25 protein-coding genes are annotated in these 24482 nt (G+C 61.2%); 3 read left to right on the top strand and 22 right to left on the bottom strand.

Features of this window, described 5'->3' with window-relative positions:
- Positions 1-98: 98 nt before the first annotated feature.
- The 5 genes from FFI89_RS12945 to FFI89_RS12925 are packed head-to-tail and all read right to left on the bottom strand — an operon-like array spanning position 99 to position 3547.
- Entirely contained in the window at positions 99-743 is a 645-nt protein-coding gene (locus FFI89_RS12945; protein WP_138837074.1) for a DUF3306 domain-containing protein, read from the bottom strand.
- Positions 740-1255: a DUF3305 domain-containing protein gene (locus tag FFI89_RS12940; RefSeq protein WP_138837072.1), complete on the bottom strand. Its 516-nt coding sequence runs from the start codon at positions 1253-1255 to the stop codon at positions 740-742. The genes FFI89_RS12945 and FFI89_RS12940 overlap by 4 nt, the downstream gene beginning before the upstream one ends.
- Positions 1252-2259, bottom strand: a complete 1008-nt coding sequence (locus tag FFI89_RS12935) for a DUF6352 family protein (RefSeq protein ID WP_138837070.1) — start codon at positions 2257-2259, stop codon at positions 1252-1254. Before FFI89_RS12935 ends, FFI89_RS12940 begins: the two co-directional genes overlap by 4 nt.
- A complete protein-coding gene (locus FFI89_RS12930; RefSeq protein ID WP_138837068.1) occupies positions 2256-2795 on the bottom strand; it encodes a DUF6505 family protein in 540 nt (179 codons plus the stop codon). Before FFI89_RS12930 ends, FFI89_RS12935 begins: the two co-directional genes overlap by 4 nt.
- Positions 2792-3547, bottom strand: a complete 756-nt coding sequence (locus FFI89_RS12925; protein WP_246669440.1) for a biotin/lipoate--protein ligase family protein — start codon at positions 3545-3547, stop codon at positions 2792-2794. Before FFI89_RS12925 ends, FFI89_RS12930 begins: the two co-directional genes overlap by 4 nt.
- A 160-nt stretch (positions 3548-3707) precedes the next feature.
- On the opposite strand from FFI89_RS12925, the gene FFI89_RS12920 reads away from it, so the two are divergent.
- Positions 3708-5678, top strand: a complete 1971-nt coding sequence (locus tag FFI89_RS12920) for a 4Fe-4S binding protein (protein WP_138837066.1) — start codon at positions 3708-3710, stop codon at positions 5676-5678.
- A gap of 98 nt (positions 5679-5776) precedes the next feature.
- On the top strand, positions 5777-6067 hold the full coding sequence (locus FFI89_RS12915; protein WP_246669439.1) for a hypothetical protein: 291 nt from the start codon (positions 5777-5779) through the stop codon (positions 6065-6067).
- 6 nt (positions 6068-6073) lie between these two features.
- On the opposite strand, the gene FFI89_RS12910 is transcribed toward FFI89_RS12915, so the two are convergent.
- The 10 genes from FFI89_RS12910 to FFI89_RS12860 form a co-directional block, all read right to left on the bottom strand.
- Entirely contained in the window at positions 6074-7318 is a 1245-nt protein-coding gene (locus FFI89_RS12910) for a c-type cytochrome (RefSeq protein WP_246669501.1), read from the bottom strand.
- A 934-nt stretch (positions 7319-8252) separates the two neighbouring features.
- Positions 8253-8609: an HdeA/HdeB family chaperone gene (locus FFI89_RS12900; protein ID WP_246669500.1), complete on the bottom strand. Its 357-nt coding sequence runs from the start codon at positions 8607-8609 to the stop codon at positions 8253-8255.
- 68 nt (positions 8610-8677) lie between these two features.
- Positions 8678-9154 carry a DUF992 domain-containing protein gene (locus FFI89_RS12895; RefSeq protein ID WP_138837058.1) on the bottom strand — a complete coding sequence of 159 codons (477 nt, stop codon included), beginning with the start codon at positions 9152-9154 and terminating at the stop codon, positions 8678-8680.
- Between the two features lie 27 nt (positions 9155-9181).
- On the bottom strand, positions 9182-9889 hold the full coding sequence (locus tag FFI89_RS12890; protein WP_168212878.1) for an outer membrane protein: 708 nt from the start codon (positions 9887-9889) through the stop codon (positions 9182-9184).
- Between the two features lie 89 nt (positions 9890-9978).
- Positions 9979-11085 (bottom strand): outer membrane protein, encoded by a 1107-nt coding sequence (locus tag FFI89_RS12885; RefSeq protein ID WP_371722484.1) that lies wholly within the window; start codon positions 11083-11085, stop codon positions 9979-9981.
- A complete protein-coding gene (locus FFI89_RS12880; protein WP_168212877.1) occupies positions 11082-11972 on the bottom strand; it encodes a helix-turn-helix domain-containing protein in 891 nt (296 codons plus the stop codon). Before FFI89_RS12880 ends, FFI89_RS12885 begins: the two co-directional genes overlap by 4 nt.
- Positions 11973-12235: 263 nt before the next feature.
- Positions 12236-13678 (bottom strand): DUF1254 domain-containing protein, encoded by a 1443-nt coding sequence (locus tag FFI89_RS12875; RefSeq protein WP_138837051.1) that lies wholly within the window; start codon positions 13676-13678, stop codon positions 12236-12238.
- 170 nt (positions 13679-13848) lie between these two features.
- Positions 13849-14535 (bottom strand): hypothetical protein, encoded by a 687-nt coding sequence (locus FFI89_RS12870; RefSeq protein WP_371722511.1) that lies wholly within the window; start codon positions 14533-14535, stop codon positions 13849-13851.
- A 349-nt stretch (positions 14536-14884) separates the two neighbouring features.
- Positions 14885-15280, bottom strand: a complete 396-nt coding sequence (locus tag FFI89_RS12865; protein WP_210249109.1) for a hypothetical protein — start codon at positions 15278-15280, stop codon at positions 14885-14887.
- Between the two features lie 13 nt (positions 15281-15293).
- On the bottom strand, positions 15294-15647 hold the full coding sequence (locus FFI89_RS12860; RefSeq protein WP_246669499.1) for an AraC family transcriptional regulator: 354 nt from the start codon (positions 15645-15647) through the stop codon (positions 15294-15296).
- Positions 15648-16063: 416 nt separating this feature from the next.
- Between FFI89_RS12860 and FFI89_RS12855 the strand changes: the two genes are divergently transcribed.
- Positions 16064-17065, top strand: coding sequence for an AraC family transcriptional regulator (locus FFI89_RS12855; RefSeq protein WP_138837047.1), 1002 nt, complete (start codon positions 16064-16066; stop codon positions 17063-17065).
- 147 nt (positions 17066-17212) lie between these two features.
- Here the strand turns inward: FFI89_RS12855 and FFI89_RS12850 are convergent, their stop codons facing one another.
- From FFI89_RS12850 to FFI89_RS12820, 7 genes are all read right to left on the bottom strand, one after another.
- Positions 17213-18193, bottom strand: coding sequence for a branched-chain amino acid ABC transporter permease (locus FFI89_RS12850; protein WP_138837045.1), 981 nt, complete (start codon positions 18191-18193; stop codon positions 17213-17215).
- Positions 18190-19056, bottom strand: coding sequence for a branched-chain amino acid ABC transporter permease (locus FFI89_RS12845; protein ID WP_074818637.1), 867 nt, complete (start codon positions 19054-19056; stop codon positions 18190-18192). Before FFI89_RS12845 ends, FFI89_RS12850 begins: the two co-directional genes overlap by 4 nt.
- 12 nt (positions 19057-19068) lie before the next feature.
- Entirely contained in the window at positions 19069-19773 is a 705-nt protein-coding gene (locus FFI89_RS12840) for an ABC transporter ATP-binding protein (protein WP_138837042.1), read from the bottom strand.
- Positions 19766-20485 carry an ABC transporter ATP-binding protein gene (locus FFI89_RS12835; protein WP_138837040.1) on the bottom strand — a complete coding sequence of 240 codons (720 nt, stop codon included), beginning with the start codon at positions 20483-20485 and terminating at the stop codon, positions 19766-19768. The genes FFI89_RS12840 and FFI89_RS12835 overlap by 8 nt, the downstream gene beginning before the upstream one ends.
- Before the next feature lie 9 nt (positions 20486-20494).
- Positions 20495-21739 (bottom strand): ABC transporter substrate-binding protein, encoded by a 1245-nt coding sequence (locus tag FFI89_RS12830; RefSeq protein ID WP_138837038.1) that lies wholly within the window; start codon positions 21737-21739, stop codon positions 20495-20497.
- A 217-nt stretch (positions 21740-21956) separates the two neighbouring features.
- Complete coding sequence (locus tag FFI89_RS12825) at positions 21957-23141, bottom strand: lipid-transfer protein (RefSeq protein ID WP_138837036.1); 1185 nt, start codon at positions 23139-23141, stop codon at positions 21957-21959.
- A 40-nt stretch (positions 23142-23181) separates the two neighbouring features.
- Complete coding sequence (locus tag FFI89_RS12820) at positions 23182-24402, bottom strand: ABC transporter substrate-binding protein (protein WP_138837034.1); 1221 nt, start codon at positions 24400-24402, stop codon at positions 23182-23184.
- Between the last annotated feature and the right edge of the window lie 80 nt (positions 24403-24482).

Raw genomic sequence — 24482 nt, 5'->3', positions numbered from 1 at the left:
CTGTGGTGCCAACGCGCTGAACAGTTCGAAGACTAGACCTCGGTAGGGAACCGGTCAATTGATCGCATAGTCCGAGGCTATAGCCCTTCGTCGATGGACTAACGCGGCAACGCACTTCCATGGCTGCGACGCGCCATCGTGTCGTCGCTGCTTCCCACTTCGTAAGGTGCTTCCAGTTGCACCGCAGCAGGCGCCTGAGGAGGGTCGCGGGTCAAAGTTTCATCGGTTGCGCCTGACGGGGGAACCGCCTCCGGCGGGGGCTCATCGTCCGGTCGCGGTCGGCTGGCGCCCTCCCCGGCCGGCGCATCATCAAGGTTCTCGGCAACGCTGCGCGCACTGCCGATAACGCGGCCGACAAGCGCCTGAAGTTGCTCCGCCGAGCAATCCAGCGGCCCGAAGCCCGGCATCGCGTTTGGATCGTTGAAGTCCCACGCATTCTCCGCGAGACCGATGAAGTCGCGGATCGCGGGATCGGCGCTCCAGGCGCGACGAAGCGCCGCACGGCTCAGATCCTGGGGAATACCCTGGCGCAGAAACGCGGTGATGTCGGTGGCCGCATCGATCGAATCGATCGACGGCAAACTCGAGAGATCTACAGCCCCCGCCGCGGGATCTTCGGCTGGAACTGGCGGCGGCGCCATACCCGGTGGGTCGGCCGGCGGGGACGGCGGCGAGGCGTCGGCAGCGGCCCTCGCCTTCTGCTTGCGGCGGGACCAGCGGGCAAGGAATTCCTCGTCGCTCATTTGTGACTACCGTCATGATGGCGCCGCGCCAGCGCTTCCGGGTCGGCACGACGCTGCTTGCGCTTGACGAACTCCTCTTCGACGTGGTGCTCGGCAACAAAACTTTCAATCGCCTCGCGCAGCACTTCCGGCATCGGCACCGCCTCGACGAGATTGGCGCCCGCCTCGGTGAAGGACTCGCCTTCCGCGGGATCGGCGGTGACAGCCGAGACCGCGTAGGGCCAGGCGCCCTCGGAGGGACTCAGGACAACCCAGATGCTGGGGTTCCCGGACGCCATGTTCTCGCGATAGCGCGCCGTTTCGGAGCGGTAGAGCTCAACCGCTGCGCGACCGGCATAGTAGAGCGTCGTCTCGTTCTGCTCGCGCAGCACCGTCCACGACGCCATCTCCGGCTCGTCGGGCAATACGCCGACGCCGCGCCAGACGAAGTCGATCCAGGGCGAATCCGCCTTGCGGCGCTCGACCACGACGCCGACGGGAATACTCAGCAAGGGAACTGCGGCGGGGCTCAACTTGCGTCCTCCAGATGCTTGACCGGCAATCCCGTCAGCAGATTCTGCGGCTTCATCCGCAGGCTCTGATCGGACGCGAGCGCCATGATGAGATATACCGGCTCCTGCCCGACGGCATCGGCCACCATCGCACGATCAGCAAAGTCGAGTTGGAACAGCGCCAGCACGCGTCCCGCCATCCTCTCATCGAGGGGCTCGCCATGCCAGAGGCGGTCGCCGATACGCGTGCCGTCCGCGTCCAGACCAACATACCAGGTCAGCTTCGCTTCGCGCAATTCGCCCAACGGCTCGATCGTGACCTCGACCCCGAGCAAGTGGGAAATCCAGCGTCTCATCGCCTCAGCAAGCGCCGTTACCACCCTGCGGCCGTCGCCCAGATCGAGCCCCATATCGAACTGATCGCTGCGTTGCCAATAGCTGTCGGCGTTCTCGTCCGACAGGATATCGATTTGTGCCTCATGGGGCGCGTCCAGCATCGACATCAACGACAGCACCGGCGTCGGACTGAGCCCGCCAACGACTTCCTCGTCGCCGAGCAGCAACAGGCGTTCGTGCGGCATGATCCGCTGGGGCCGGAAGAACAATTCGGCTGCACGCAGCACGAACGGATCCTCGCAGCCGTCAAGCGCGTTTCGAAGGATGACGTGAACGAGCTGGTTGACGAACAGCGGCGGCAGATGGATGGCCCCGGAGCGGACCAGCGCGAGATAGGCAGCCTCCAGCGTCGGATGCCGCAGCAGGAGATCGCGGAACGCCAGCACGAACTGCCAGTTTTCCCTGGCGTCGGCGTCGGCCACCGCCGCAACTTCCTCCGCGCCGACCGGCCGGCGCGGATCAGCGAGCAATTCCCGATGCAGCCTCAGCTCGAACGCGCAGGCGTCCGCCGGCGGCATCAGTTCGGGACGCGCGAAATAGGCTTTCAGAAACTCGTCGGTGACCGCGAGCCCGCCGCTCGCATTGCGGTCGAGCAGATGGTGGCCGCAGGATATCCAGAAGTCCTTCATCGGCGCTGCGGCTCCGTGCTCAGATCAGCAAGATCGAGTTGCCCGTCACGATCGGTGTCGTCTTCCACCTCCATGAACGAGAAGGCCTTGCTGTGTCCCCCTCTTTCCCGCAATTGCAGCCTGCGGAATGACTCTCGGACTTCACCGTCCGCAGCCGAGCGATGGACCGCAACAAGGGTGCTGATCGGATGGGCGCAGAGCTGCTCCACAAAGGCGACTTCTTCCTCCGCCGCGAGGCGCGCGCTTGCAATATCGGGCGCGCCAAACCGCTCCACCAGTTGCGCGGCGAGAAGTTCCACCAGCGTCCGCCGATCATCGTCCGTGGCAGGCACGATTTGCACCAGAGTCGACCAGCCCCACGACCGCACGCCAAGAAAGCCACTGCGAAAGGCCGCACGTTCCTTGCCCGTCAGCGTGGCCGGATCGCGGTCGCAGAAACGGAATGCACCCGACACCGCCCAATCACCGGGTTCCGCGGCCACATCGAACACGAAGGTGTCGGACGGATCGAGCGCGATGGTGCGCAGGAGCTTCACGTGCGCGGTCCTCCCGTCTGTGGATCGAGCCAGGAAGGCGCAGCCAGCGCCTGCATCAGGTTACATCGTTCCGTCGTCCCGGTATTGATGCGATGCAACACGAGATCGCCGTTGTCATCGATCCGGCGGCTGACCTGCCGCTCGCGCGAGGCCTTGCCGAGATAGTCGCGCGCCACTGCGTCGAAGCCGTCAGAGTGCCAAAGGTCGGTCGCCATCATCAGATGCCGGGAAAAGCTTTCCGTCACCTGAATGGCGCCGGCTTCGCCAAAGCCCTCCTGTTCCAGCGCGGAAGAAAGCGGATGGACGCCGGATTCAGCGTCCATCATCGAGACGGTCCGGATCATGGCGCCGAACACCAGCCAGGGCGGCGGTTCGTCCTCTTTCGCCGACGACGGCCAGCCGAGCCGTCCGCCGCCGACGAGACCGCCGTCGACGCGGATTGCGCCCGGCCAATCGATGGTCACGGGCTTGTTCGGCGGCGCATAGGCGCGGAGCGCGTCGGTCAAGGCCACCATCCCGGCGTAGAAGGCGCGGCGCGCGCTGCGCAGGGGCTCATCGGGTTCGAGCACCACCGAGAACTCGGCGAGGTCAAAACGCCCGACATAGACCAGCGTGCCAGCGCCGCTCGCGTCTGCGATACCCAGCGCATGGTTAAAGGCGTCACCGCTTTCGCGCAGCCGCACCAGGCGATAGGGTGGCGGCAAATCCAGCGGCTCCGATATGACCGCGTGCGTTCGCGAGCTCGGCGACACGTGGTCCTCCAATTTCCTTTTCTTCCCTGTTGGGAATAAACTATACGAGCAGGACGGCTGGCGCGAGTCCGCTCGCTGCCGCTGCGTTAGTCTTTAGGAGTGACTGGTCGGTATGGCCCATCCACCAAAGACGATCCTGATATGCTCGTGCGAAGACACGATGCCGCTCGATCCGGCTGCGGTTCGGCGCGGGTGCCGCAACAGCGAGATCGCCACCCACCGCCAGCTCTGCCGCGCCGAGCTCGACCAGTTCCGCAACGCAGCCAAGGCGGAGGGAACGCTTGTAGTCGGCTGCACCCAGGAGGCCGCGAAGTTCACCGAGGAGGCCGGCAAGCGGCGGGATCGCATCGATTTCGTCAACATTCGGGAGACGGCAGGCTGGTCCGCTGAAGGCGCCGCGACCGGACCCAAGATAGCGGCCCTGCTCGCCGCCGCAGTCGAGACCGCGCCCGATTTTCCGCTCGTCACGCTCACGAGCGAAGGCGTCATCCTGATCTATGGCCGCGACGAGCGCGCGATCGAAGCCGGCAGGCTGCTGGCCGATCATCTCGACGTGACCGTGATGATCCGCCGGCCGACGCAGATCGAACCGCCGGCCGCGACCGCGTTCCCGATCGTCAAGGGCACGATCCGCAATGCCAGGGGCCATCTCGGCGCATTCGAACTCGTCATCGACGATTTTGCCGTGCCGCGGCCCTCCTCGCGCGACCATTTCGTCTTCGAAGCGCCGCGCAACGGTGCGACCTCGCGCTGCGATCTCGTGCTCGATCTGGCGGGCGACGCACCGTTGTTTCCCTCGCATGATCTGCGCGACGGCTATCTACGCGCCGATCCGCGCGATCCGGCGGCGATGCTGCGTGCCGTGTTAAAGGCGCGCGATCTCGTCGGACGCTTCGACAAGCCGAAATACGTCAACTTCACCGCCGACCTTTGCGCCCATTCGCGGTCGAATCTGACCGGATGCCATCGCTGTCTCGATCTATGTCCGACCGGGGCGATCACGCCGGATGGCGATCACGTCAACGTCAATGCCGAGGTCTGCGCCGGATGCGGGCAATGCGCCGCGGCCTGTCCCACCGGGGCGGCCTCCTATGCACTGCCGCCGGCGGATGTGCAGTTGCACCAACTGCGCGCGATGCTGCTCGCCTATCACGACGCCGGCGGAGACCGGCCGGTCCTGCTCGTTCATGACGGCCAGCACGGCCGTCCGCTGATCGACGCACTGGCACGTCATGGCGACGGTTTGCCCGCAAACGTGCTCCCTTTCGCCGTTAACGAAGTGACGCAGCTGGGACTCGAGGCCATCGTGGCGGCCTTTGCTCACGGCGCGGCGAGCCTGCGTTTTCTGTTGCGGGCAAAACCGCTGCACGACCTGGCCGGGCTGTCGCAAACCATCGCCATGGCCGATGCCATTCTTGGCGGTCTCGGATTTGCCGGCGATCGCGTCGCGACAATCGAGACGGACGATCCGGATGTACTCGGTGGGCATTTGCGGGCCATCGCGCCGCTCGCAACTGTCGCTCAACCCGCAACATTCAGGACGGTCGGCAAGCGGCGCGATCTGCTGCGATTTGCCTTGAGCGAATTGCACCGCGTCGCGCCGAGCCCGACCGACGTGATTGCCTTGCCCGAAGGCGCGCCGCTTGGCGCGGTCACCGTCAACACCGACGGCTGCACGCTGTGCCTGTCCTGTGTCTCGGTCTGCCCCACCGGCGCACTTCGCGACGATCCGGAGCGTCCCGTCCTCAAGTTCGTCGAGGACGCCTGCGTGCAATGCGGACTGTGCCAGAGCACCTGTCCCGAAAAGGTGATCACGCTCAAGCCGCAGATCGATTTCCGCGCGGTCAGGGCGCCGGCGCAGGTGATCAAGGAGGAAGAGCCCGCGCATTGCATCCGCTGCGGCACGCCTTTCGGTACCAAGAGCACGATCGATCGCGTCGCAGCAAAGCTTGAGGGCCGGCATTGGATGTATCCGGCGGGCGACAGGCGCCTCGACGCGCTGCGAATGTGCGCCGATTGCCGCGTCATCACCATGAGCGAGCAGCAGTTTGATCCGTTCGCGGGCGTGCCCGAGCGCACCCCACCGCGTACGACCGACGACTATTTGCGCCAACGAGACGACAAGAACTAAACTGGTTGCGTTCGCACGTGACACAGCTCGTCACGACGCGCTCTTCTTTTTCCAACACCATGAATTTTCGCCGAGCATCAAATCAAGGAAAATGGCCCATGTTCCGTTTCGTCACCGGTCTGATTGCCGTGGTTATCACGATGGGCGCGACGTTGACTGCCGAGGCGGCGAGGATGACCAAGGCGGAAAAGGCTGTCCTGAAACAGGCGGTCGTTGCCTGCAAGGCGGAGGCGAAAGGCACGAAGGTCAAGTGGCTCGCGCGCCGGAAATACGTCAACCAGTGCGTAGTAGCGGCACTCAAAGACCATCCCAGCATCGATATCCAGCGGATGTTCAAGGAACACCCCGAGATGAGAGACCTTGCCGCCGAGCAATGGGACGCGTTCTAGATTCGCTTACTTCGCCGTCGCGCGCGCCAGAAAATCCGTGAGCGCCCGGCGATCTTCGGCCGAGCCGATGCGCTGTTCCGGCATCTTGGTGCCGGGTGTATAGGCATTCGGGCCGACCTCGAATAGTTTTGCGACCGTCTCGGGAGTCCAGACGATGTCCATCGTCTTCAGCGCATCGGAGAAGCGGTAGCCGGGCAGCGAGGCGATCTTTCGGCCGTACAATCCGGCGAGCGTCGGGCCGGCGCGGGGCAGCTCCTCGTCCGACAGCGTGTGACAAGCGACGCACGCCCTGAACACTTCCGCCCCGTGATCTCCCGCGTAAGCGGCGAGCAAATCTGCCGGCTGGCCAGGCAGATTTGAACCGACGGGATCGCCGGTAAGCGCATTCCACCGCCGGATTTTCCCGTCGGCGCCACCGGTCAGCAAGGTCTGGCCATCCGGCAAGAAGGCGACCGCCCAGACGGGCAGGCCCGAACCGGCGAGCACGCGCAACAGCGAACGCGCCTTGCAGTCAATAATAGCCACGGTGCCGTCGATGCCCGCCGCGGCGATCAGCGCTCCGTCATCGGACTTCGCCAACGCCACGATCGGCGTCGGGAGCGCCTGGACCTCGCCGTTCGCGGTGCCCTTGGGACTCAGCATTCGCAGCTTACCGTCAGCGGTGCCGGTCGCGATTTCGCCGTCCGGCATAACGGCCACCGCGTTGATCGGCGATGGCAACGTGAGGATATCGGGCACTCCCTCGGGCAGCCGCCAAATTCTCAGCGTCAGGTCGTAGCCGGCGCTTACGACCGATTTCCCGTCCGGCGCAAAGGCAACACCGTTTACGTTTTGCGAATGGCCTTCCAATACGCGCTGCGCGCCGTCCGCAAGCGACCAGAGCCGGACGGTGTGGTCCCAGGATGCCGAGGCGAGCATCGCGCCGTCGGGCGAAACCGCAAGGGCGGCGATGGGCGCTCGATGCCCCTCCAGAACCAAATCCGGCTGTTGCCGGCCTGTCGTCCAGATCGCGATGCGTCCGTCCGCGCCGGCCGTCGCCATTCTCCCGTCCCTCAGGAAGGCAACCGCGTTCACCGCGTCCGAGTGAAAGCGAAGCACCTGCTCCGCGGACCCGGTTGCGAGAGACCATCGGATTGCCGCGGTGTCGAAACTACCCGACAGGATCGTCTTGCCGTCGGCTGAGACCGCAATCGCGCGCACGGGACCGCCATGACCCAACAGTTGCGCTTGAGCGGACGGCAGCATCGACATCAGCGACGCAACAAACGCGACCGCGAAGATGGGCAAGACCAAGCGCATCGACACTCCGAGTGGCCCTGACGCAATATACCGTTCATTCTGCCTGACGTGGCCGCCAGAACGAAATCATTGCTCGTCGCGAACCGCGCTATTTGTCCGCAGCGACGACCGTTTTATTGGAACCTTCCGGGGCGGCTTGCATGCCAGGCGGACTTTGGCCTTGCGGACTTTCGGCAGGTGCTCCGCCAGATTGCGTGTTGATCGGCCCCGTCCAACCTTGCGGCTGGAACAGGTCTTTGTCCTCGGGGACTGTTCGTCCACTGCCGGCCAGGCTTGGGCCAGGCTCCTGCGATTGTGCAAGTGCGAACCCGGAACTCAGTACGACCAAATCTGGAATGGCCCACGGTCGCATCGATGTCTGGCTTTCGGTTGATCGATCTGAACAAAGGAAGATCCTCTGAGTTCCACGATTCCGAAGTCACGCCTTGAAACTACGCCGCCCAGGTCCTACGCTGTAAGGCCACATCAAGGGCGATGGGCATGCAAATACGATCCAAGACGTATCTGCAGGTTGTTTTGAGGCTGCGAGCGCTTCGCGTTCTGCTTTCGCCTGGCGTAGATCCCGCGACCCGACACGCGTCGCCGCTGTTCATCTACGTCGCGGTGATGCTTGCGCTGCTGTTAGCCATGTTGGAGGTGGACCGTCACAGCATCGAGCTGCAGTCGTTAGGACTGACAGGCGGCGCCTTTCCCGTAGATCCTCTTTTCAAGAGTCCTTAGTCCTGCCCTGCAGCCCTGAACTGCTGCCTCTCGGAGGCGCGCTTTGGGCCATCGCCAAGTTTGAGAAACTCAGAGCGGCGACAAAACAACTGCACGCTTCCCGATGGGGACAACATCAGTTGGCCCCATCATCGATGCCCCAGGCCCAGCGACTGGCGCGCTTGTCTCAATCGGCCTTCATCCGAATTCCCAGTTTCGCCCGCTCATCCTTGAATACGACAGCGATGGCTTCGATAATGAGCTTGTCCGGATTTGCCTTGCAGTACTCGATCACCTCGTGCTCCACGACCTTTCCCTTCCTGAGATCCAGGTAGTGCTTCTTGGCCAGGCCGTTGTACCAACCGCTGTACCAGGACGTCAGGGCGTCCGCGTCTTCCTGGTAGGTACCCGCAAGTTGGGCGCATGTCAGTTTTTGCACATCGATGAAGCCGTTGCTATCGACATAGGCCGAAAGCGGCGTCTGGGCCAAGGCGCTGGAGCAGGCAAGTGTCGCAGCCGCGGCGAGAATAAAACAATGTCGCAATCTAAATCCTCCGGTTTCACGTTCCTTGTACAACTCGAACTGTGTTCTGCACGGCCAGGTGCACTGGCTCAAGGAACCCATCTCAATTGAAGTGCGGACAGTCCAAGTGTGACATCCAGCGCGACCGAGCCCTCGACTGATACCGGTTGCAGCGCGAAGCTTCTGTTGGATCCGCCGACCAGAACATTTGCTCCGACACCAAGTCCCAATGCCACATCACCGCTTGCACCAACATAGGTGCCAGCCAGAGCGCCGGCAGGAACGCCAGCGGTAGGCGCCAGAACGCCCCACGCCAGGGCGCCGCCACCGATTATCCCAATATCAATTCCCACCGTGTTGAGGGCGCCTTCGTAAAGCTGTGGCGGACCGGGCATGGATGGCACGAAACGGCACTCCATCGACTGGTGGCCGACGATAATGAATCCAATGCTCGGGTTAAGCTTACAACTGAGCATACCCGTTTGGGTCCATGACGGCGACTGGGCCGATGCAGGACCGGTAAGTGCAACCAACGCTGCACAAAGAGCCAACGCCTTAGGATTCATAATAACGCCCCACCCGCATCTTCTACTTCAAAATCGGTAATTGATGCCACCACGGAAGATGTTGAGCTTGTCAACGTTTACGCCGGCGCCGATCATCTGCGTGTAAAGATATTCACCCTTCAAGGACCAGTTGGGTGTGAAGCCATATTCTACGCCCAGGCCCGCAACGATGCCAGGGTGCCAGGCGGAGGCCGCGCAATTCGGCAGCACGCCAAGCGTACCACAAGGCACGCCGGCAATTGAGGTGCCACTGGCGCTCGATTTCACAAATGCCGCACCGCCGGTCACGTAGAACAGCCAATTGTTCATAGCGACGCCGCCACGTACTCTTGCCGTTCCAATGGCGCTGATGTTGGACGCAATATCGAGCGTAATACCCTGCCCGATACCCGCGATAGCCGGACTTGAGATGCCGTTGCCTTTGATGTTCGCCCAATCAAGATCACCCTCAAGGCCGAGCAACACATATCCCTGCTGGATTTGGGCCCCCACGGTGCCGCCGAGCATCCCGCCACTGATATTGAAGCTTGTACGGTCGAACCTGTTGGAGACGAGCGTCAGCGGATCTTGCGAGCCCCAGCCGTAACCGCCGTTCACACCGACATAAAGGCCGGTCCAGTTATAGACCTGGGCCACCACGGGCGCGCTCTTGTAGGCCTGCACAGGCAGGTCAGCCGCAAGCGCGCAGGTAGAACCGACTGCAGCAAATGCTGCTCCAATGATAAATTTCTTCATGTCATGCATCACGAAAATTTCGCCCCAAAATGGCCAAGAAACCGACGAGGGCCGGCGGCTAAGCCGGCCCTCGCGTTAGCTAGCAAAGATCAGTATGCCGCAACGACGGGTCCACCGAACTTGTAGTTCACGCGCACGGTGACCAGATCCACATCCTGGCTGACCCGATTGACCACAGCAGCAGCGCCTGCCGGTACCGAGAAGGAATTGTTGGCATTACCCATGATCAAGCGATCGTATTCAATGGCAGCCGACCAGTTCGGCGTGAAGCCGTATTCAAACCCAACGCCGATGGCACCACCCCAACGGGTTGAGGTCGCATAGTTCAGGCCAACGCCTCCAAACGTGGTAGCTTGAAGAAGGTTGTTGTTCGTCACCGCCGCGCCGCCTTTCAGATACAGCAACGCCGCGTTCCAGGCGTAGCCAACCTGGCCGGTGAAAAGGCCCAGGCCAGTAACCTTGGAAGAATCGGTAAGAAGCGGATTGACAACGCTCACGTGTGAACTGCGCATATTTGCCCAGTCGCCCTGGCCTTCCAAACCGAACACAAACTGACCGGCCTGCCAACGGTAGCCCAGCTGTCCACCGATGACGCCTCCCGACTGACTGTGGCAACCGTCGGGAATGACCGCGCCACCTACCGGTACGACACCCCAGCAATTGCGGCTCGTTCCATATCCGCCGTTACCGCCGATGTAGAAGCCGGTCCAGTCGTAGACGGCAGCCATCAAGGGCGCCTTGACCGGGGCGTAAGTCCGCTGCGGCAGGTCGGCAGCGAACGCGGGGGCCGCGAATGCGGTGAATGCAGCAGCCGTGAGTACGATCTTTCTCATTTTCAAATCCTTTGGAAACACATCAGCCGCAAGTTTAAGGGCCTGTACCGAAAGTATTTTGGTCAACTCCCGGTCGCTATGCAAAATCGGCCAACCAACCGAAAGAAGTTGACCCGTTGCAAATTCGATACACTGCAGCGTGACGCTTCTGTTTTCGCCAGCATCAACCGCCCTTGAGGCGAGCCTTGAAGCCACATGCTTCGTCGGTAACCGGTCACCGAACAAGGCGGCCTGCCGCGTGTCGAATGGCATTTCGCTGGCGGTTGCGTCCGCGCTTCTTTTCGGTGCGCCCCGAGGCGCGAATTGCACTTGGCGAATTTGCGTATTACGGCTGACGACGCCGACTGAAGCACATCGCTTCATCCCACTCTTTGCAACCGCGACCTCGCCGCCGTCTCCGATGGGCGCTCTCCAAAAAGGGCTTTGTATTCCGAGGCAAAACGACCGAATTCAGTAACGCCGTGCTCGCTCATGATGTTTGTGACTTTACCTGACGGCTGACATTTTCCGCGGAGTGCACGGCGGACCATGTTGAGTTGACGTAGCTTAAGATAGCTCGCCGGTCCAACGCCCAGATGTTGCCGGAACGTCCTCAACAGCGTCCGGCTTGTTACATCAGCCGCGAGGGCCAAGTTAGCAACCTGAAGCCCTTCCCATTTCTGACCACGGGCATACTTCAACGCTTTTGTCACGGTGTCGCTGGACAATCGTGAATTTTCTGCCGGGAGACACATTTCGTTATCCGAACCCGCAATCGCGGTGATCAATGCGTCTAACAAACGGGCAATACTAAATCGATGACGCGTCGACGTTTGCTTCTCGCGCATGAGCAGGGTGGCGCTCGCGGCCGCCGCGGTCAAACATTTGAGCGATTGCTCCGGGAGCGAAATGACGCACTTTTCGTTCTCGACCCATGCAAGATGTTTTCTGCCGGTCTTGATCGCAAACGCTTCAAAGATTCCAACAGGCATCGAAATCGACATCCAACGATGAATGCCGCATGATGCGAATGTAAAATCGCTCCCGGGCGGAAGCACCACAAAGTCCTGAGGCTGAAGGATTTGACCGCAAAAAATCAAGCGATCAGCAATTTGCTCGTCCTGAAGAATAAAGGTCAAAGCATCCGGACGCGAAATGCCGTGCACAATCTTGGAGCCTCCCTCCACGCCAAATTGCAAGACGATCGAACCCAATTTGCAATGACCGACCGACCAAGGCGCCTGACTGCGACCAGTCAGCAGGAAAGTCACCGTCGCTCCAATAACCATGTCAGAATATTCGTCAAAGCTAAGGCTGTGTAATGGTACGTCGCTAGCAGCCCCCAACGGAAAAATCCTCCCATTCGGTTTCCTACAGATCCGCTTACGGCTTCATCTGCATACCAAGCTTCTTCCTTTCCGATCGCTGCTCTAGAAACTGTAATTTACGCTCGAACTCGCGCCCGCCAAAACAGGCCAGCACGAGTTCGATCGCTCAAGTCACTTTCCGGGCAGCATGATTGGTCCAGGCGCCATCAAACCCGCTTGATACCGGGCGGCTGCCAGGTGCCGTTGCCAGGCGGCAGGATCGATGGGGGCGTAGGCTTCGGCCAATATAGGCGCATCACGAGATAGATTTTGTCAGCCGGCGCCGGAAGCCAATTTGCTTCCTTGTCTGCGCCGGGGCTGTCTTTTTGAATGTACAGCGTCAGCGAGCCATCTGCGTCCTTTTTCATCGCCGGCAACATCGGAGAGTTGATGAGGTAGCGATTGATCGGGTTCTTGACCAAGAGCTGGCTCTTGCCGTCGTACATCGTAACGGACCAAAACGCATTCACTGGCGGCAACTGGCCGGGCGCGAAGGTGATGGTGTACTTGTGCTTGCTGCCGTCGAGCGGCTCACCGGTCGCGTCCGTTCGGGTATAAGGGTACATCGCCTCTACGGCATCGTTGCCATAGATGCCGCCCTTGGCAGCTCCGGCCCGCATCAACCAGTCGCCGTTATAGAAGGCCTCGTCGCCAAAGAACGAGCCGACGCTCCAGCCGTTGATGGCTTTGTTTCCGCTGGCCAGCCATTTGTCGACCTTGTCGTCACCCTGCTTCATTGCCACCAGGATTTCGGCTTTGTGTTCGAGCGATAGATCCTTGAACGCGAACGTCTTGCCGGGACCAACGCCAATCTTCGCAAGTTTCGCGCGAATCGCCTTGTCCTTGGGCGTCTCAGGGACGAATTGCAGGGCTGCGTCGAGATATTGGAAGAAGTTATCCTTGATCCCGGCTGTGGTGGCGGGGAGGAAATCGATCTTCGGCGCGGCGGGCGGGGCCGGTTGCTTAAGGAAAGCGGAAAGCGGCTGCGGCTTGTAGCCAGACTGAATTTTCTCGACATTCGGCATGTCGCCTGGATTAAAGAGTTGAGTGCGGATAACCGCGAGCGTGAACGGCGTCGTCGATCGGAAGACCTTCTTGATCCCGCTGGGCGTTCCACCTTTCCAATCAGGGCCGACCACCAGGAAGTCACCCGCCTCGGTCCCCGTGGCGCGAGTGCCGATGTAGCCATAGTTGTAGGTGTTGCCGTCGATGAACTGGACCGCGTAGTAGCGGTCCTTTTCGATCATCGGCACCGATATAACCATCGGTTCAGCGCGCAAGTCCAGCCAGAGCACCGAGTAAGGGGTGTCGCTGTTCGGCGTGATAACTGCCGTATCCTCTGGTGTGGCGACGTGGTGCAGATTTTTAATTTCGTTGAACGGCGCCTTGAACTGCCCCGAATTCCTGTCCACGGCATACTCTTGCATAACCGCATAATTCATCACGAGCGGTAAGCCGTAGATGAAGCCCTCTTCGGCGATGTCCTTGGCCTCCAACAGCCTGGGCCAATCGGCTTTGTTCTGCGCAATTGCCGGGGTGTACTTTGCCGTCGTGGCGGCGAGCGCGGCGATCGCCGCGGTGGAGCGAAGTAGATCTCGCTTCGTCAACATTTGCCCGTACTCCTTATTGTTCGATTGAGTTTTCGAATCTATCCACATTTCGGATGTCAGGGTGTTCATTGCAATTTATTGGTCAATGTGCCGACCGACACATTGACCGCAGTCTCCACGACGCCCTGTCCACTCTTGTCATAAGGTCTTTCGAACCGTCGTGCCTATCCCTAGTAGCAAGGCGGATAGGGATAATAGCCACAGCGCGGCGCATAATAGTAGGGATAGGGATAGGCGGCCGCGGCAGCCGCTCCAACAGCCACAGCCCCGGCAACAGCAGCGCCGCGATAGTAAGCGCCGCGCCAGGCCGTCCTGCGAGCGACACCAGCAAACGACAGCGGGGTCAGCGGCCGGCCAATGATGTCGATGAAGACCGATGCCGGTCCATCGGCTCCCGCCAGATCACCCTCGAGAACGTCGACATCGAAAGTCAGCCTGTCGCCTTCGAGCTTCGGCGACTTCAGCACAACCACCGCGTCGAAGACAGCCGATCCGTCCTTCTTGAATCCGGACACCGTAGCGTTCGGCGGATCCTTTGCGAAATTGTCGCTGCCGCTGCCCCAATCCTCGACGATCCGCATCGTCAGATCATGCCCGGCGGCCCGCACCGGGCGATCCGCAAACACGATGGCATTCGGAGAAACTCCGGCCAGGACGAGCTTCCCGTCCTTCAGGGTGGCGCCCTTGGAGTTAAGAACAAACAACGACGGAACGACCTCGGGCTTCGACTGGCCGATGGATTTCTCCAATGGCATGTGCGGCTTCGGCTCGGCTGCCGATTGAGCGGAAAGGACCGTCGGCACACACGCCATGCCAGCAGCGGCAATGGCGAGAAGAGCGGCACGCAGTATTGTCATTGGTTCACCTTTCTGTATCCCGTTCGCACGGTGGAAAATCGATGTTGCGCCCTCGAACAAGGCGCATCGGCCGCCAGATGACACGGTCCTGTGTCATGCTCGCCGCCCCAACCCAGACCATCGTTGCTGGCATCCGGTGAGCACCGGAAACTGGTTTTCATTCCGCTATTTCACGGCAACCCGGGAAGATTTCTTGCCATTTCACGCCAATGGCCGCGGCCTTCGCTAATTCTTGCTGCCGGATCGCGAAGAGCGTGAAACCCTCGGGTCGGCCGATCGGGTTTGACAGGCGGCTGCCATGCCTTGACGCTGCATCTCCGGTTACCGCTGACACGGCACCATGCGGCTATCAGATTGAATCCTCACAGGTAAGCCGCGTAGGACTTGACTCAGAGCACGCACGCGCCTGCGGGGCGCGGGCACCGACCGCGAGCGCCACGACGCTGGCGTGTCCGTCCGAGGCCGCCTTGACCGTCGTCTGCTCAACCTCCCATTTTGCATCATCAAGTAGCGCATGAGTCTGCAGCACGGTGGTGTTGACACCGCCGATTGACGATTCAAACGACGCGCTCGCGCTCGCGCTCTGCTGTAGCGCCTTTGCGGACTGCGACTGGGCAATCGAAATATCGAGCTGCTCGCGCGTGTCCTGTTCGCGACACGACGTGGCAGCTCGGCTGTTTGTCAAGGAGGCGATATCGTTCAGTCTCTTTTCATGAAAAGAGACCTGCTTTTCAAGACCCGCCACATAGCGTTCTTCTTCAGTCAGTGCCGTTAGAATGCTGTTTTTTCCCTTGTCGAGGGGGTGCGAGGTTACTCCCGCTTGACAGGGAAGATGTCTTGCCATTTCGCGCCAATCGCGGCGGTTTCTGCTGATTGCCCGCATGCGACTCCTTCCCGAGTCGGGACTTGTCATTTTCTTGAACAGTTCGTTGCCGCCGATAGATGACGGGCTGTATTTCTGTCAAACGCATGAAGACACGGCTGAAGCTGCTCGTTCCCGCATAGCCAAGGCGCAGTGCGATCTCAGATATGCGCTTGTTGGATTCCAGAAGCAGGTAGCAGGCAGTATCGAGGCGCACTTCCGCAACCATGTCGCTGTAGCTGGTGCCCATTGCGGAGAGATGACGCTGCAACGAGCGCGGGCTCATCCCTAGTTGGAATGCGGTGCGTTGAAGTGCTGCGTCACCGTGACGCAGTGAGGCAGCAATCGCCGCCCGCACCGAGTACCGGGAAGGAATATGAACAGGCTTCATGGGACCGAAGACATGTGGTGAAGAGCCGAGACGCCTCGTCTAGCCTCCGCTTTCGCTGGAGCATGGGTGGAGAATCGTCGGAGGTCTTGCCTTAAGCCGCCAAGTTGAAACCGATGGCGAGCTCCCGATGGGCCAGCCAGCCTCTTCCAATGCAGCGAGTAGAAATTTTGCAATACACGCCAACCGGGAGCCATTAAGCTTTCGGCAGCTTAGCCAGGCCGCACGCCGAAAACGTGAAAAATCGCCGAACTCAATTTCTGCGCGAGAACCTAGAAATGACCGTACTTCCTCTGACTCGTTGCCAATTCATTATTCCTTTCGCTCAGATTTGTGATGAGGCCGGTGCTCCAACGGAGGCCTTGCTGACCAAGTTTCGCCTTCCAGCTTCTCTAGAGGAAAAGCCCGAGCACTATATCCCAATCCTGCTCGCCGTACGTTTCGTGGAAGCCGCCCAGCGATCGCAAGGCATCACGGACATTGGATTTGAAGCTGCGCGCCGGCTGCAATTCTGCCACCTGAACGAAAAGATGCGCGCCGTCATCCGCTTCTCGCCGACGCTGTTCATTGCTTTGCAGCAATTGTGCAAATGGGCATCGCTTGAAGATACGACCGTGAGTGTGTGGCTGGAGCGCTACGACAATCACGTGAGAATTTGCAGCAAGCTCGCAGGCACGGCCAGGGTGCCGCATCTTGAGCATTCGCAGTGGCTTCAGAATGTCTACGTAATGCATATCGTAAGGCAATTTTCCGGCCCCGACTGGGTTCCGGCGACGATGGCCTTCGAAGCCCGCTATGAACCGAGCCTTGAGACTCGGTCGCTCTGGCAAAATACCCGCTTCCTATCGGATCAGAATTCCTCATGGATCGATATTCCCGCTTCATTCCTGGATCTCCCCAATCTCGCAAGCGAGACGCCGGCGCCTTCAGATAACGACGGCGTCGGGCCGTCCGGCCACGAAATCGTCTCAGCGGTCAAATTGATGCTGCCATCCTACCTGGATGATAGAATTCCAACTATCGCGGAAATCGCAGAGATGGCTGGCATCAGCGTCAGAAGCTTTCAGCGCAAACTTTCAAGCGCGGGCGTTACATATTCCGACCTGCTTGACGGGGTCCGCTTTGAAAATGCCGCTAAGCTTCTGCGCAACACGAATGCCAAGATTATCGATGTCGCATTTTCCTCGGGCTACACCGACCCTGCGCATTTCACTCGCGCTTTCCGACGATTTTCCGGAGTCACACCGAGAGAGTTTCGTGGCAAATGGAGCCCGCAATAGGGATCAAGTGCAGCACGCCATTGCCCCGCTTTCGAGGATCATCGCCGCTCCCGGCGTCGGACCCATCGCGACCTTTCCGCCGGAGCTGGGTCTGACATGTCCATGTTCGTCCCTAAAAACAGCCGCCGTGAAATGGCTTTACAGCTTCTAGCGGGCCTCTCGCCAGCGTCGCCACAGCCCCTCAAAAAGCGGCAGCAGCCCGCGCGGCGTCACCAGAATGACCCCGATCACCACAATGCCGTAGATGAAGTAGTGCAGGCCAGGCAGTGTGCTGCCGAGCTTGCCGCGCAGCACCTCGCCGAGCGGAACCAGCAGCAGCGCACCGAGCGCAGGACCGTAGGCTCGGCCAAGACCGCCGACGGTGGCGAACAGCACGATCTCGATGGTGATGACCGGCGAGATCAGCAGATAGGGATCCGCGAACGTCAGGTACCGGACGTAAGCGGTGCCGACGACCGAAGCAAGCACCGCCGAAATCGCCATGGCGGTGATCTTGTAGCGCAGGATGTCGACGCCGATCGCTTGCGCCGCCTTTTCGTTGTCGCGGATGGTACGCAGATAGTAGCCGAGCGGTGAATTGAGAATCGCGACATTGACGAGCACACAGACCGCCGCCAGCGCCAGCATCATCCAGAATGCGCCACCGCCGCCGCCAAACTGAAAGGCGAGGAAATTACCGGTGTCCTTGGGCAGCAACAATCCGGACGCACCGCCGAGAAAGTCCCACCCCTCGACGATGATGCTCCCCATCTCGGCGAATGCCAGCGTGATCAGCACGAAAGAGAGATGGCCGAGCTGGAAGCGGAAATCGATCCAGGCGATGGCGACACCGAGCACGCCCGAGATCAGCGCCGAAATCAGCAAGCCCAACCACATGTTGATGCCGAGCTTGAGCAGCAGCGCGCTCGACAGCATCGCCCCGATGCCGATGAACAGGCTGTGCGCCAGCGAGATCTGCCCGGCCATGCCGCCGACGATATTCCACGACGAGGCCAGTGCGACATAGACCAGGGACAACGTGAGGATATGCAGGTAGTAGCTCGACAGCATGAACGGCAACGTGGCGGCAACGGCCAGCACGCCCCACCAGATCGGCGACGACAGCGTCTTGTAGAATTCCTCTCTCATCGCGAGGAACTCCAGGTCAGCCCTTGCGGCCGGAACAGCATGATCAGCACGAAGATGATGTAGGGCATCAGCAAACCCAGCGGCCCTTCGAGATAGATGGTGCCGAACGCCTCAGCGATGCCGATCACCAATCCCCCCAGCATGATGCCGACGAAATTGGTCATGCCGCCGAGCACGACCACAAGCAAGGTGATGACGGTGTAGCGCAGGCCCTGGGTGGGCTGGATCGGCGTGCCCGGCAATAGCAACGCCGCAGCCAGCGCCAAAATCCCGATGCCGAGCGCGAAAGTCATGACCTGGACGCGGCCGACGTCGATCCCCATCAGCGCCGCCGCATGGGCATTCTGATGCACGGCACGGATCGAGCGGCCGAAGTCGGTCGATCGCAGCATGATATAGAGGCCGCCGGCGAGAACGAACGAGACCGCGAACGCGATCACATGGGGCACGCGCAGGACCACGTCGCCCAGAAGAAACAGCTTCGATTCCACGACCGATGGCGTACGCGCCGGTTGTCCGCCGAACACCATCAGGATGCCGTTCTGCAGAACCAGGCTCAATCCCAGGGTCAGTTGTACCACCATCAGGAACTGGTGCCCGACCATCGGCCTGATCAGGAACAGGTAAACCAGCGCCCCGATCGCCGTCATCACCGGAACCGTGATGATCACGGAGACATAGGGATCGAGCGACAGCGCGGAATATAGCGCCAGGCACATGAACATGCCGAGCGAGATGAAGTCGCCATGCGAGAAGTTGACGACGCCGCTGACGCCGTAAACCAGCCCCATTCCCAGCGCCAGCAGCCCGTAGGTGCTGCCGATCAGAAGGCCCTGCGCCAGTGCCTGGTAGAGTTCGCTCACGCCGTCCTCCGATTACAGGCCAAGATAGGCACTTTTGGTGCGGGGATCGTCCCTGACCGCATCGGCAACTCCCTCCACCGCGACCTGCCCGCGCTCCAGCACGTAACAGCGTTGGGCGTGACGCAGCGTCAAATTCAGATTCTGTTCGACCAGCAGGATCGTCAATCCTTCGTCATGCAGCCGGTCGATGATCTCGAAAATATACTGGACGAAGAGCGGCGAGAGGCCGAGCGAAGGCTCGTCGAGCATCAATACGTGCGCCTCGGCCATCAGCCCGCGGCCGATCGCCAGCATCTGCTGCTCGCCTCCCGACAGCGAACCGGCATTTTGCGAAAGCCGTTCGCCGAGCCGGGGGAACAGCTCCAGCACCTTGTCCATCTGCCGGCGGCGATGCGGCCGCGCCCGGCTATTGATGCCGCCGAGCAGCAGATTTTCCCGGATGCTCATGTCCGGAAACACCAGGCGGCCTTCCGGTACCTGTACGATGCCGCGCTCGACGCGCCGGCGCGGCGGCATCGCCGTGATGTCCTCGCCCTGAAACAGGATTCGCCCGGAGATCGGCCGGACGGTGCCGGACAGGCTGTTGATCAGCGTGGTCTTGCCGGCGTTGTTGGCGCCGAGCAGGCCGACGATCTCGCCGGCCTCGAGCTTGACGTTGATATCGCGCAACACCGGCACGCCGCCATAGCCGGCCGTCAGGCTCTCGATCTCAAGCATCGAGGTGATCTCCGAAATAGGCATCGATCACGCGCTGATCCTTCAATATCTCCTCTGGGGTCGCCTCGGCGATCTTCTCGCCGAAATTGATCACCACCATCCGCGTCGCCAGCCGCATGATCACGGGCATGACATGCTCGACCATGACGATGGTGACGCCCTGCCGGTTCAGCTCCTGGATCACCGCAATCGGCGCCGCCGTCTCGCTCATGGTCAGGCCGGCCATCACCTCGTCGAGCAGGATGCAGCGTGGATCGGTGGCAATGCATTTGGCAAGTTCGAGCAGCTTCTTGTCCTGCAGCGACAGCGTCAGCGGCACCTTGAGCTCCTTGCCGCCGAGACCGACGCGGAGCAACGCCTGCGCGGCATAGTCGATCGCTTCCCGCATCGGCCTTCGCGTCAGCGCCGCCGTCGTCACCACGTCGAGCGCGGTCATGTCGGCGAACGACTGCACGATCTGGAAGCTGCGCATCAGCCCCCGCCGGACCAGGCGATCCGGCGATATGCCGATGATGCTTTCGCCGTCATAGCTGACTTCGCCCTGGCTCGGTGCAATAAAGCCCGAGATCACACCGAACAGCGTGGTCTTGCCGGCGCCGTTCGGGCCGATGATGCCGACGATTTCGCCCTTCTCGACGGAAAAGCTGATCGCATTCAGCGCGACCAGCCCTCCGAAGCGTTTCGTAACGTTGGCGACTTCGAGAAAGGCCACAGCAACCTCTTAGACGCGGGGCCGCGGCGGCACCTGGGCGAACTCCTTCGGGAAGATCACCTGCTGATCCTGCTCGGGCGTCCACTGGATGAACATCGCCGACCCGTCCTTGAGCAGCCGGTCTGGCGCGAACTGCAGGCCCTTCGGCTTGGCGACATAGAGGTTGGGATCGCCGAACGGAATATTGACCTTCTTGAACGCCTCGAGCAGCGCGTCGTTCTGCAGGGAGGCGGCGTTCTCGAGAATCTGCTGCAGCACGCGGGCAGCCTGTGCATACTGAATGGCGCCCTGCCCGATCTTGTCGAGCTTGGCGACGTCGCGCAATTCGGCGATGATCTTCTGCATCGAGTCGATCCTGGCTCCGGCACTGAAGCCGGTCATGCCGAACAGGTTCTTGGTCAGCACGGCCTTGCCGATTTCGGGTCCAAGGTCCTTCCACAGCGAGAGGTCGGTATAGCCACCGGTGCCGCCGCAGAAAACGCTGCCGTGATAGTTGAGATTGTATCGGGCCTGATGCAGCAGGATTCCGTCACGCGGCGTGACGAGGCCGGCGACGACATCGGGCTTCAGCGAGCGGATACGAATCATCGCGGCGGTCTGGTCCTGCGCGCGAATGTCGAGCGCGGCCTCGCCGATGATTTCGACGCCGCTGGCCTTCAGCTTCTCGACCAGGAACTTGTTGACCTGCTGACCGGCCTCGTAGTTCGAGTAACCCATCACCGCGGTCTTGATCGCGAACTTGCTGTCGTCGCGCAGCGAGATGATGAAGTCGTGGATCGTCTGGGCGTAACCGCGATCGTAGGGATAGCCCAGCGTGAACATATAATCGGACTGCGATCCGCCTGCCCAGACCGAGAGCGTCGGCATCTTCAGTTCGTCCAGTACGGGCGTCAGCGCCAGCATCTGGGCGCTGAGAATGGTTCCGGTCAGCAACTGGACCTTTTCCTCGGTAATGAGCCGGCGGGCCTCGGCCGCGGTGCGCGCCGGTTGGCTGGTGTCATCGGCCATCACCAGTTCGATCTTGGCGCCGCCCTTGCTCTTGATGCCGCCTTCGGCGTTGATCTTCTTGATGACGTATTCGAACGCCGGCTGGCCTTCCTGGGCGTAGGCGGCGAGACTGCCGCTCATCGAGTTGACCACGCCGATCCGGATGGTCGATTCGGCGGCGCCCGCGCGGCGAATGAACGGCGCCACGATCGGTCCCAGCAGCAGTCCGGACGCGCCTATTCCGAATGTTCTCCGGTTGATGGCCATATTGTCGTGTCTCCCTTAAGCTTCGGTCGAGGCTTGCGCTTCGCGAAAAACTAAGCCGGGTTTTTCCCGCCCCGTCAAACCGTCATCTCGCATACCGCCATTGCCGCTGCCATCGATTCAGCTATTGGTGATCGCGGCGCCACCAAATGCAACCACAGCGGAGTGAGACCGATCGCGTGCCGGCGCGGTCGCCTCCGTTGCCGATGCGGCCGGTCTGTCAGGCTCTGCCGTACAGCGTGACGACGCAGGCGCCGCCGAGCCCGAGATTGTGCTGGAGCGCATGCGTCACATCGCGCACCTGGCGGGGACCGGCTGTGCCGCGCAATTGCCAGACCAGTTCGGTGCATTGCGCAAGGCCGGTGGCGCCAAGGGGGTGTCCCTTCGACAGCAGTCCGCCCGAAGGATTGGTAACGACCTTGCCGCCGTAGGTGTTGGCGCCGTCGGTGATGAACTGCTCGGCCGTTCCCTCCGCGGTGAGGCCGAGCGCTTCGTAGGTCAGCAACTCGTTGGCGGTGAAGCAATCGTGCAATTCGACCACCTGAATGTCTTCGGGACCGACGCCCGCCGATTCATAGACCGCCGACGCGGCATCTTTGGCCATGTCGTAGCCGATCAGCTTGATCATCGAACGTTCTTCGAACGTGCTGGCGGTATCGGATGTCATCGCCTGCGCCTTGATCGCGACCGAGCCGTCGAGGCCGTGGCGCGCGGCAAACGCCGGCGAACAGACGATAGCCGCCGCGGCGCCGCATGTTGGCGGGCAGCATTGATAACGGGTCATCGGCCCGTATTGCCGCGGTGAGGCCAGAATTTCCTCGACCGACAGCAGGTTGCGGAAGATCGCGAAAGGATTGTTGGCGGCATGCACGCGCGCCTTGGCGGCGATCTTGGCGAAGACTTCCGGACCGGTGCCATATTTTTCCGCGTACTCCGCGCCGGCGCCGCCGAAGAACTGGGCCGCGCGCGGCGCCTTCGGATCGTGCGGCTGCAACTCGCCCATCAGGCCGGCATGCCGGGCCATCGGCCCGACACGATCAGGAAAATTCGAGCCGAGCGCGCCGGGCCGCATTTCCTCGAAACCGACCGCAAGCGCGCACTCGACCTGGCCGCTCGCCACCGCCTGGCGCGCCAGGAACAGCGCGCTCGATCCCGTCGAACAATTATTGTTGACGTTGAAGATCGGGATACCCGTTAGGCCGGCGCGGTAGAGCACCGCCTGTCCGCAGGTCGAATCTCCGTAGACGTAGCCCGCATAAGCCTGCTGGATCGCCGCGTAGGACAAGCCAGCATCGGCGAGCGCCGCCGCCACCGCCTTGGCGCCCATCTCCACATAGCTTTCGCTGGCGCTGGGTTTCGCGAATGGAATCATTCCGACGCCCACGACCCTTACATCCATGCTCATCGTCGTTTCCCCTCGCGTTCTGTCAGCAGGTCAATCGGTGTTACGGCTCGTTCGCGCTGATGAGTGGGCCTTCAGGTACCCAGGTAGTCCCATCGAAACGCGCAATCTGCATCTGCCTGAATGGCGTGTACCTGGCGGGCGTCGTGGTGATGGTGATGCCCGGCAACAGCAGCGGAGCGGCGAGATCAGTCAGGTTGGTCGCCTGCCTGAGCAGGTTTTCCCTGGTCAGGTCGTTGCCGCAGAGTTCGAGGATCTTCACCGTCACGAAGGCCGCCATATATCCGGCGATGTTGCTGCTATCGGCCATGTTTCCCGTGGGGTACCACTGCTTGAGAAAGGCCTTGTAGTCTTGGACGTCCTTCTCGTTCTCCCAACGGGGATCGTCCGGCCGCTTGACGGCCAGCGCCGTGATCAGCCCCTTGGAGTTGTCGAGCCCGGCTGGCTCGAGCACGGTCTTGAGGGAGGTCGATACGGCGGACAGGTAGGTCAGCGGCTTCCAGCCCAGCTCGGCGATCTTGCGGATCGTCTGGGCGCCGAACTTCGGCGTCGTCATCAGAAACAGCGTGTCGACGCCGGCGGCCTTCAGCGTCACGACCTGGGAATCGATCGTCGAATCGGTGGTCTCGTAGGTCAGTTCCTTGACGATGAGCGTGGAGGCCTTGTCGCCAAGCCCGTCCTTCAAGCCGCGGACGTAATCCCGCCCCGCATCGTCGTTCTGGGAAAACACGCCGAGCCTGGCGCCCGGCTTGTTGGCGAGCAGATACTGTGCGAAGATCTGGCCTTCCAGGCGGTACGGCGAGTAAAGAAACGTCGAATAGGGAAAGGCCTTCGGGTCATCCCATTTGGCCGCACCCGATGTGATCAGGATCTGGGGAACCTTCTTCACATTGAGGTACTTTTGCGCGGCCGAACTCGTCAGCGTGCCCAGCTGTCCGACGATTGCCAGCACCTCATCCTGTTCCACCAGCCGGCGCGTCTGCTCCACGGCCTTGGGCGGGCTGTAGGAATCGTCGAGGCTGATGAGATTGATCTTGCGGCCGTTCACGCCGCCGCCGGCGTTGATCATTTCGAAATAAGCGGTTTCGAGCCGGCCCACGGTGCCGTAGGCGGAAGCCGGCCCGCTGTAGGGCATCGTCTGACCGATCTTGATTTCCGTGTCGGTGACGCCCGGACCATACTTCTTCTCCGCCGCATTGGCCGAGAGTGACGACGCAACAATGATTGCCGCCACCATCACAAGAAGCGAAGATTTCTTCTGCATTTCTTTTTCCTCGTTGGCTCTTGCCGATTTCTTTGATGATCGGCTTTGCTATCCGACCCGGACGGTCGATGTCTCCGTGG

Source organism: Bradyrhizobium sp. KBS0727, from assembly GCF_005937885.2.
GTDB lineage: Bacteria > Pseudomonadota > Alphaproteobacteria > Rhizobiales > Xanthobacteraceae > Bradyrhizobium.
This window is presented reverse-complemented; position numbering and strand designations above follow the sequence as displayed.